General features: G+C 64.7%; 9 protein-coding genes. All 9 read right to left on the bottom strand.

The annotated features are described in order from the left end of the window. On the bottom strand, positions 1-351 hold a 351-nt coding region (locus F464_RS30560; RefSeq protein ID WP_269744911.1), incomplete at its 3' end, for a penicillin-binding transpeptidase domain-containing protein. Between the two features lie 646 nt (positions 352-997). Then, positions 998-2,641 carry an electron transfer flavoprotein-ubiquinone oxidoreductase gene (locus F464_RS0120775; protein WP_026296193.1) on the bottom strand — a complete coding sequence of 548 codons (1,644 nt, stop codon included), beginning with the start codon at positions 2,639-2,641 and terminating at the stop codon, positions 998-1,000. 21 nt (positions 2,642-2,662) lie between these two features. Then, positions 2,663-4,042, bottom strand: coding sequence for a DHA2 family efflux MFS transporter permease subunit (locus F464_RS29220; protein WP_018991783.1), 1,380 nt, complete (start codon positions 4,040-4,042; stop codon positions 2,663-2,665). A gap of 47 nt (positions 4,043-4,089) precedes the next feature. Further along, entirely contained in the window at positions 4,090-5,046 is a 957-nt protein-coding gene (locus F464_RS0120765; protein ID WP_018991782.1) for an electron transfer flavoprotein subunit alpha/FixB family protein, read from the bottom strand. Positions 5,047-5,048: 2 nt separating this feature from the next. Beyond that, the gene (locus F464_RS0120760) at positions 5,049-5,798 is read right to left on the bottom strand and encodes an electron transfer flavoprotein subunit beta/FixA family protein (RefSeq protein ID WP_018991781.1); all 750 of its coding nucleotides are present in this window, start codon (positions 5,796-5,798) and stop codon (positions 5,049-5,051) included. After that, positions 5,795-6,283: a PaaI family thioesterase gene (locus F464_RS0120755; protein ID WP_018991780.1), complete on the bottom strand. Its 489-nt coding sequence runs from the start codon at positions 6,281-6,283 to the stop codon at positions 5,795-5,797. The genes F464_RS0120760 and F464_RS0120755 overlap by 4 nt, the downstream gene beginning before the upstream one ends. After that, positions 6,261-6,962 carry an ABC transporter ATP-binding protein gene (locus F464_RS0120750; RefSeq protein ID WP_018991779.1) on the bottom strand — a complete coding sequence of 234 codons (702 nt, stop codon included), beginning with the start codon at positions 6,960-6,962 and terminating at the stop codon, positions 6,261-6,263. The genes F464_RS0120755 and F464_RS0120750 overlap by 23 nt, the downstream gene beginning before the upstream one ends. Then, positions 6,955-7,668 carry an ABC transporter ATP-binding protein gene (locus F464_RS0120745; RefSeq protein ID WP_018991778.1) on the bottom strand — a complete coding sequence of 238 codons (714 nt, stop codon included), beginning with the start codon at positions 7,666-7,668 and terminating at the stop codon, positions 6,955-6,957. The genes F464_RS0120750 and F464_RS0120745 overlap by 8 nt, the downstream gene beginning before the upstream one ends. Further along, complete coding sequence (locus F464_RS0120740) at positions 7,655-8,608, bottom strand: branched-chain amino acid ABC transporter permease (protein WP_157353996.1); 954 nt, start codon at positions 8,606-8,608, stop codon at positions 7,655-7,657. Before F464_RS0120740 ends, F464_RS0120745 begins: the two co-directional genes overlap by 14 nt. Positions 8,609-8,610 lie beyond the last annotated feature (2 nt).

The following is an 8,610-nucleotide window of genomic DNA, read 5'->3' as shown; positions in this document are numbered from 1 at the left end:
CTGGTAGCACCAAACACAACTCGCCTTGAAAGCACTTTCCAGCGTCTGATCATTGTTCCAGTTGGAAATCTCGTATCGGGTTCCATCCCATTGAAAGATGGCGTCTGCCCCAGAAATGACTCCCTCCTCAAGCGCAATCAAGGTGTTGAGCACCTTGAACGTCGAAGCGGCCGCGAAGGGTTGTTTTGAGCGAGGATCGTTATGGACGAAACGCTGTCCCGTGCTGACAGATTCGATCACGATGGTTCCGTCGATACCCGCACTGCGAAACAGATGTTCGATTGCCGAATCTTCGGCACGCACAAAGAAGGAGAGACAGAGGCTACAGGTCAGAAGAATGAGTTTTGCCATTGCGGCAGCAGGGGGTGTGCAACTGAGGAAGCGAAATTGTACTGGGTTCAAATGTAACTGCCATTGGTCGCTTCTGGCCGGATGCTGCTATTGAGAATCACTTGCCGATAGCTGTCGTTCATCGAGTCTCGGAGCATTCGCAACCAACGTTCGTGCCCGGAGACAGAAAGATTGCACCCCTCCCCCTACTTCGTTCCCCGTTCCAATCTGTTGAATCGACGCGTTCCACTGAACGACAAGACGTACGCGCCGTACTAGTGTGGACTGGGTAGAAAGGAGTAACAACTGGATATTTTGAGGAAACGCTTACGACTTTGAGATCCTGTCGACGAGCGCTTCACCCTCGTTGACATTATCGTTGCGACGAATCCGCGCTAGACAACTCAGTAGGATCAAACGAGCGACGATGGACCTTGCTGTCGCGCTGGTAGCTTCGCCGTCCTAAAGAAGCACGATAGTGCCGCAACGTGTCCACCGGTTCACTCAGCCCTTGGCAAGCGGTTTTCCAGCGCCAGTCCGTTGCTGGCGCACATTTGGCGGCGCCGCCCTGAATAAAGAGGGAAGGTGTCACGCAAGAGCGAGAGGAGGAGTGCGTAGGAACCCCAAAGCGTTTGTTGCGACACCCTCGGACAGAATCGGTGCCCGCTCACATCCCCTGATAGATCGGCCCTTCGCCACCCTGCGGCACGACCCAGTTGATGTTCTGCGTCGGGTCCTTGATGTCGCAGGTCTTGCAGTGCACGCAGTTCTGCGCATTGATCTGCAGGCGCGGGTTCTGCCCCGACTCGTCGCGCACGATCTCGTACACGCCGGCCGGGCAGTAGCGCTGCTCGGGGGCGTCGTACTTCGCGAGGTTCACCGCGATCGGCACCGACGCATCCTTCAACTGCAGGTGGCAGGGCTGATCTTCCTCGTGGTTGGTGTTCGACAGGAACACCGAGGAGAGGCGGTCGAAGGTCAGCACGCCGTCGGGCTTCGGGTAGTCGATCTTCGCGCACTCGGTCGCGGGCTTGAGCTTGTCGTGGTCGGAGCTGTTGTGCAGCGTCCACGGCGCCTTGCCGCCGAACACCTTCTGGTCGAAGCCGAAGAGCAGCGAGCCCATCCACAGGCCCTTCTTCATGTAGGGCTTGAAGTTGCGCGTCTTGTGCAGCTCGTCGTACAGCCAGCTCGACTTGAAGGCCTCAGGGAAGGCGCCGAGTTCGTCACGGCTGCGTTCGGCCGTCACGGCCTCGAAAGCGGCTTCGGCGGCGAGCGCACCGCTCTTGATCGCGGCGTGGCTGCCCTTGATGCGCGCGGCGTTGAGGAAACCCGCGTCGTCGCCGATCAGCGCGCCACCCGGGAACACCAGCTTCGGCTGGCTCTGCAGGCCACCCGCGGCGATTGCGCGCGCGCCGTAGGCCAGGCGCTTGCCGCCTTCGAGATACTTGCGGATCTCGGGGTGTGTCTTGTAGCGCTGGAACTCCTCGAACGGCGAGAGGTGCGGGTTGGTGTAGTTGAGACCCACGACGTAGCCGATCGCGACGAGCTTGTCCTCGAGGTGATAGACGAAGCCGCCGCCGTAGGTGTCCGAGGGCAGGGGCCAGCCGGTCGTGTGTACAACCACGCCCGGCTCATGACGCTCGGCGGGGACTTCCCACAGCTCCTTCAGGCCGATGCCGTAGGTCTGCGGATCGACGCCATTCCGAAGGTTGAACTTCGCCTCGAGCTGCTTGCCCAGATGCCCGCGGCAGCCTTCGGCAAACAGCGTGTATTTCGCGTGCAGTTCCATGCCCGGCTGGTAGGCGGGGCCCTGTTCGCCTTCGCGCGTCACGCCCATGTCGCCGGTCGCGACACCCTTCACGGCGCCACTCTCGTCATACAGGATCTCGGCGCCGGCGAAGCCCGGATAGACCTCGACGCCCAGGGCTTCGGCCTGCTCGCCGAGCCACTTGGCGACGTTTCCCAGGCGCACAATGTAGTTGCCGTGGTTCAGAAAACAGTCCGGCAGCAGGCCGGTGGGCACCTTGCGCCCGCCGGTTTCGTTGAGGAAGATCACGCGATCTTCGGTGACGGCGGTGGTCACCGGCGCCCCCAGTTCCTTCCAGTCCGGGATCAGCTCGTTCAGCGCGCGGGGATCCATCACGGCGCCGGAGAGGATGTGGGCGCCGATCTCGGCCGCCTTCTCGATCAGGCACACGGAGATGTCGGCGCCTTTCTCGGCTGCCAGTTGCTTCAGCCGGATCGCCGCGGCCAGCCCCGCGGGGCCGCCACCGACGATCAGGACGTCGAATTCCATCGATTCGCGTTGCATTGTCGTTTCCCATTCTTCCATTCATTGGGTCGTTGCGGCGACACGCCGTATTCGCCAGCCGGGCCAAAGCGCGGACAGAAAAACCAGTCCGACCACTATGAAACAATCATCGAAAGCCCGCGTCGCCGCGTCGAGCGCCGATGCGGCAGTATCGACGGAGGCTGCCAGCTCGCCCTGGTGCGATGCCATGCGCCACTGGAGCACCAGAGACAACAGGCTCGTACCGAACGCCCCGCCGAGTTGACGAACGAAGTTCAGTGCGCCGGCGCCCTGTGCGATCTGCCCGAGCGGCAAGCCCTGCACCGCCCCTGCATTGAGGGCGGGAATCATCATCGCGAGCCCAAGACGGCCGAGGGCGATCCATACTGCAAGCAACCAGAAGTCCGTGCGCGCCGAAGCGCCGGCGAACAGCAAGAACGACAGTGCGAAACAGGCAAGTCCGGCACAGACGATATAGTGCGGCGAATGCCGGTTGGTAAGCCGGCCTGCTAGCGGAATGCACAGGGCTAGCAGCAGCCCGCCTGGCAACAGCAGGATCCCCGCCTTCATCACCGAAAAACCCGAAATCGTCTGCACAAATAACGGCACGAGGAAGGTCGAGCCGTACAACCCCACGCCGTAAGCAAAGCCGACCGCCGCAGCCGCAGCGAAGACCGGGTCACGGAATACACGCGGATCAAACATCGGGTGGCTGCGGCGGAGCTCCCAAGCCACAAAGGCGGCGCCGCATGCCAAGGTACCGGTGACTACGAGCGCGAAGCCCAACTGCGACAAGTCCTGTCGCTGCGCCTGCGCGAGTCCGCCCAAGACAAACAGGAGGAAGGCACACAGCAGCAATAAGCCCATGCTGTCGAAGGTGGGCCGCCGCGCCGCGCCCCCCTCGAAACAAGCGAGCCGCGACGGCGCGAGCACAAGCCCTGCGAGACACAGTGGCAGTGTGACGAAAAACACCGCGCGCCAGCCGAACAGCTGCCCAAGCAGTCCCCCAAGTGCCGGACCGATCGCCGGTGATAGCACGACACCGAGACCGTACGCGGCCATCGCACTGCCGCGCTCTTCAGGCGGATAGACCTCGAACAATGCGATCATCGCGAGCGGCTGGATCACGCCCGCGATCGCCCCCTGCACAATACGAGACAGGATCAACTCATCGATCGAGGTCGCGAATCCGCCGGCCAGCGATACCACTACGAATATGAACAAGGCAACCGTGTAGGTCCGGCGCACTCCGTAAGCCCGCACCCACCAAGCTGTCGTCAGCATCGTCGCGGCCATCGCTGCGAGAAAACCAGTCGCAAGCCACTGCACGCGTCCCTGTCCGACCCCAAAGTCGCGCATTACGTCGTGCAGCACGACATTGACGATGGTCGTTGCGAGCACCACCGCGGTCGTGCCCAGCATGACCGTCAGTGCGACGCCCCGCCGCACGGCTCCGTCCGGCGTGCGAGTCAACCGACCGCCTGCGAGAGCTCCGGGACAACCTCGAACAGGTCGCCAACCAGGCCGTAATCGGCGACCTGGAAGATCGGCGCTTCCGGATCCTTGTTGATCGCGACGATCACCTTGGAGTCCTTCATGCCGGCCAGGTGCTGGATCGCACCCGAGATGCCCACCGCGATGTAGAGCTGCGGCGCGACGATCTTGCCGGTCTGGCCGACCTGGTAGTCGTTCGGCACATAGCCCGCGTCGACCGCGGCACGCGAGGCGCCCAGCGCCGCGCCCAGCGCGTCGGCGAGCGGCTCGAGCAGCTTGTGGTAGTTCTCGCCGCTGCCGAGGCCGCGGCCGCCCGAAACGATGATCTTCGCCGCGCCGAGTTCCGGGCGCTCGCTCTTCGTGAGGTCGCGGCCCTTGACGCTGGTCAGGCCCAGATCGGCCGCGGCGCCAAGCGCTTCCACTGCCGCCGCGCCGCCCTCATTTGCCACCATCGCGGCCGCCTCGAAGGCGGTGGTGCGCACGGTCATCACCTTCACGGCGTCGTCCGACTTCACGGTGGCCATCGCGTTGCCGGCGTAGATCGGGCGCACGAAGGTGTCGGCCGACTCCACGGCGACGATGTCGGAGATCTGTGCGACGTCGAGCAGCGCGGCGACGCGCGGCGCGACGTTCTTGCCGTTGGCGGTGCTGGGGGCGAGGATGTGGGTGTAGCCGGCGGCCTCATTTGCCACCACTGCCACGACGAGGGCGGCCACGTTCTCGGCGGTCTGCGAGTCGTAGTGGGCAGCATCGGCGACGCGCACCTTCGCGACACCCGCGACCTTCGCCGCCTCCGCGGCGGCGGCGGCGCAGTTGGCACCGGCGACCAGCACATGCACCTCGCTGCCGAGCTGGGCCGCGGCCGAGACGGTGTTGAGGGTCGCGGCCTTCAGGCTCGCGTTGTCGTGTTCTGCAATAACCAGGATCGCCATGTTCAGATCACCTTCGCTTCGTTCTTGAGCTTGTCGACGAGTTGCGCGACGTCCGCGACGCGCACGCCGGCGCTGCGCTTCGGCGGCTCGGCCACTTTCAGCGTCGCCAGGCGCGGGGCGACATCGACGCCGAGGTCGGCCGGCTTCACCGTGTCGAGCGGCTTCTTCTTCGCCTTCATGATGTTCGGCAGCGTCGCGTAGCGCGGCTCGTTCAGGCGCAGGTCGGTGGTGACGACCGCCGGCAGCTTGATCTCGACGGTTTCCAAACCGCCGTCGATCTCGCGCATGACCGTGGCGACGCCCTCGCCCAGCTGAACCTTGGACGCGAAGGTGGCCTGCGGCCAGCCCATCAGCGCCGCCAGCATCTGGCCGGTCTGGTTCGAGTCGTCGTCGATCGCCTGCTTGCCGCAGATCACCACCGTCGGCTGCTCCTTGTCGCACAGCGCCTTCAGCAGCTTCGCCACGGCGAGCGGCTGCAGGTCGGCGTCAGATTCAACCAGGATGCCGCGGTCGGCACCGATCGCCATCGCGGCACGGATCGTCTCCTGACAGGCCGCGACACCGCAGCTCACCGCGACGACCTCGGTCGCCACGCCCGCTTCCTTCAGGCGCACCGCCTCTTCCACTGCGATCTCGTCGAAGGGGTTCATCGACATCTTCACATTCGCGATATCGACGCCGGTGCCGTCAGCCTTCACTCGCACCTTGACGTTGTAATCGACTACGCGTTTGACGGGTACCAGGATCTTCATGCATTCACCTCATCTGTTGGTTCTTCGGGTGACGCGCCATCCGCCTCCTCGCTGCCGCGCCGGTAGCGGTTGACCGTCTCGCCGTGTGCGATCGCGTGGCCCGCGGCGTCGGTCACCTCGGTAGTCGCGAAAAAAATGCTGCGGCCGCCGACACGCACCCGGCCGCGTGCCCGCAGCGTGCCGGTCGCAACCTGGCCGGTGAAGCTCGTGTTCAGCGACAGTGTCACGGCCTTGCGCACGCGCTCCGGCGAGCCCGAATACAGGCCGGCGAGCGTGCAGGCGACGTCGATCAGCGTCGCGAGCACGCCGCCATGCACGGAACCCGCACGATTCAGGTGCTGGGGGCCGAGCGCCAACTCGACTTCGACGCGGCCCGGCGCCCACTCGACGACCCGGCACCCGAGCGCGCGCGCGAAACCCTCACCGATCGCGCTGTCATTGATCGCGGCGGCCGCTTCGGCCTCAGCGCGCGAAGTACAGCTCATGCAGCGCCTCCAGGCTCACCTCGGCGGCAGGCTGCGAGAGCACGACCTTTCCGCTCTGCATCAGGTAGACCTGGTCCGCGACACCAACCGCCTTGTGCGTGTTCTGCTCGACGAGCACGATCGTGCGGCCCTCCTCCTTCAGCCGCGCGAGGATCTCGAAGAGTTCGTTGACGACGACCGGCGCGAGGCCGAGCGATGGTTCGTCGATGATCAGCAGCTTCGGATCCGACATCAGCCCGCGCGCCATCGCCAGCATCTGCGCTTCGCCGCCCGAGAGCGTGCCGGCGAGCTGCGTGCGCCGTTCGTGCAGGCGCGGGAACATCGCATAGGCCTTGTCGCAGTTGGCCTGCGAGGCGGCCCGGTGCGCCTTGGGGAAGGCGCCGAGCATCAGGTTCTCCTCGATCGTCATGTCCTTGAAGATCATGCGGCCTTCGGGAATCATCGCCACCCCGCGTTCGAGCATGTGCCAGGTCGAGCTGCCATCGAGCGGCTGGCCGTTCAGCCGGATGCTGCCCTGGCTGAGCGGGACGAGGCCCATGATCGCGCGCAGCAGCGTGGTCTTGCCGGCGCCGTTGGGGCCGATGATGGTCGTCAGTTGCCCAGTCGGCACCGAGATGGAGAGGTCCCACAGAATGTTGATCGCGCCGTAGCCGGCGCGGACGTTGGCAATCTCAAGCATCGCTCGCCCCCGTGTAGCTCTTCATTACTTCCGGATCGCGGAAGACCTCGTCGGGCGTGCCGTCGGCGATCAGTTCGCCGAAGTTGAGCACCGCGACGCGATGGCACAGATTGCTGATGGTCTCGATGTCATGCTCGATGATCAGGATGCCGACGGCAAACTTCTCATGCAGTTCCTTGAGCATGCCCATGAAGCGGCGCTTGCCGTTGGTTTCGAGACCCGCCAGCACCTCGTCGAGCATCAGCAGCTTCGGGTTCGTCGCGAGCGCCTTCGCGACCTCGAGCGCCTTCAGCTCGGTCAGCGCCAGCTCGGTCGCCGCGTGGCGCTCGGCCTTGTCGGTGAGGTCGGTGAAGTCGAGTACCTCGTCGATCTTGCGCGCATCGACCGCACCGGTACCGAAGCGCTGCGCGACGATCAGGTTCTCGCGCACCGTCAGCTCGTGCATCGGCTGCGGGACCTGGAAGGTGCGGCCGATGCCCATGCGTGCGCGCCGGTGCAGCGGGGTGCGCAGCATATCCACCGAGTCGAACAGGATGCGCCCGCTCGACGGCTTGACCAGCCCCGACACCGCATTGAACAGCGTCGTCTTGCCGGCGCCGTTGGGCCCGACCAGGCCGACCACTTCATGCGAGCCGACCGACAGGGAGACGGTATTGACCGCCGTCAGGCCGCCGAAGCGGACCGAGAGATCTTCAAGCCGCAGCATGTTTCCTCCGTGAGTCCTTGCGCAGCAGCGGCATCAGGCCGCCCGGACTGAAAATGATCATCGCCACCAGCAGCGCACCGAGCACGAGCTGGTGCCCCGACGGGATCAGGCTCTTGAAGATCAGTTGGTCGACCAGATAGACCGTCACCGCGCCGACAAGCGGCCCGAGGATTGTGCGATAGCCGCCGAAGATCGCCGCGACGATCGGCAGCGTCACCCACAGCCCGCTGAACGCGTAGTCGGGCTCGAGGAAGTTGATGTAATGCACGTTGAACGCACCGACCACGCCCGTCATGAAGGCCGACACGAAGAGCATCAGCGCCTTGAGCAGGGTGCTGTTGACGCCGACCACGCGGGTCGCATCCTCGCTGTCGTGCATCGCGCGCAGCGCGATGCCGTAGTGGCTCGCACGGATCGCCCGGTACGCGGCGACGAACGCCAGCAGCACGGTCAGGATGATCAGGTAGCTGCCGATCTTGCCGCTGAGGTCGAAGCCCATCAGTTCGGGAAAGCGCGGCACGCTCGCGAGGCCCGCCGAACCGCCGGTCACCGAGCTCCACTCGGTCGCGATGATCTTGAAGATGTGCGCATAGGCGAGGATCGCGAGCGCGAAGTACGGCCCCTTCAGGCGTAGCACCGGCAGCATCACGAGCGACGCGACAACCGCGCCGACGCCGCCGAGCAGCATCGCCGCGAATACCGGCATGCCGGTCTTCATTGTCAGCAGCGCCGAGACATACGCGCCGACGCCGAAGAACGCCGAATGGCCGAAACTCACCATGCCACCGAGGTTCCCCAGCAGCGCCCACGCGAGCGCGATGCCGCCGATGATCATCGACGCGACGATCAGGCTCATGACGTAGTTGTTGCTGCCGAGCACGAGCGGCACGGCGATGTAGGCGGCCGCGATCACCGCGAGTCCGGTTTTCGAAACGTACATGC

It is taken from the genome of Aromatoleum toluclasticum ATCC 700605 (genome assembly GCF_000378245.1).
Classification (GTDB): domain Bacteria; phylum Pseudomonadota; class Gammaproteobacteria; order Burkholderiales; family Rhodocyclaceae; genus Aromatoleum; species Aromatoleum toluclasticum.
This window is presented reverse-complemented; position numbering and strand designations above follow the sequence as displayed.

Excerpts from the sequence above, each read along its gene's own strand:
- F464_RS0120775 (WP_026296193.1), bottom strand. The coding sequence starts at position 2,641 with ATGCAACGCGAATCGATGGAATTCGACGTCCTGATCGTCGGTGGCGGC.
- F464_RS29220 (WP_018991783.1), bottom strand. The coding sequence starts at position 4,042 with ATGCTGGGCACGACCGCGGTGGTGCTCGCAACGACCATCGTCAATGTC.
- F464_RS0120765 (WP_018991782.1), bottom strand. The coding sequence starts at position 5,046 with ATGGCGATCCTGGTTATTGCAGAACACGACAACGCGAGCCTGAAGGCC.
- F464_RS0120760 (WP_018991781.1), bottom strand. The coding sequence starts at position 5,798 with ATGAAGATCCTGGTACCCGTCAAACGCGTAGTCGATTACAACGTCAAG.
- F464_RS0120755 (WP_018991780.1), bottom strand. The coding sequence starts at position 6,283 with ATGAGCTGTACTTCGCGCGCTGAGGCCGAAGCGGCCGCCGCGATCAAT.
- F464_RS0120750 (WP_018991779.1), bottom strand. The coding sequence starts at position 6,962 with ATGCTTGAGATTGCCAACGTCCGCGCCGGCTACGGCGCGATCAACATT.
- F464_RS0120745 (WP_018991778.1), bottom strand. The coding sequence starts at position 7,668 with ATGCTGCGGCTTGAAGATCTCTCGGTCCGCTTCGGCGGCCTGACGGCG.
- F464_RS0120740 (WP_157353996.1), bottom strand. The coding sequence starts at position 8,608 with ATGTACGTTTCGAAAACCGGACTCGCGGTGATCGCGGCCGCCTACATC.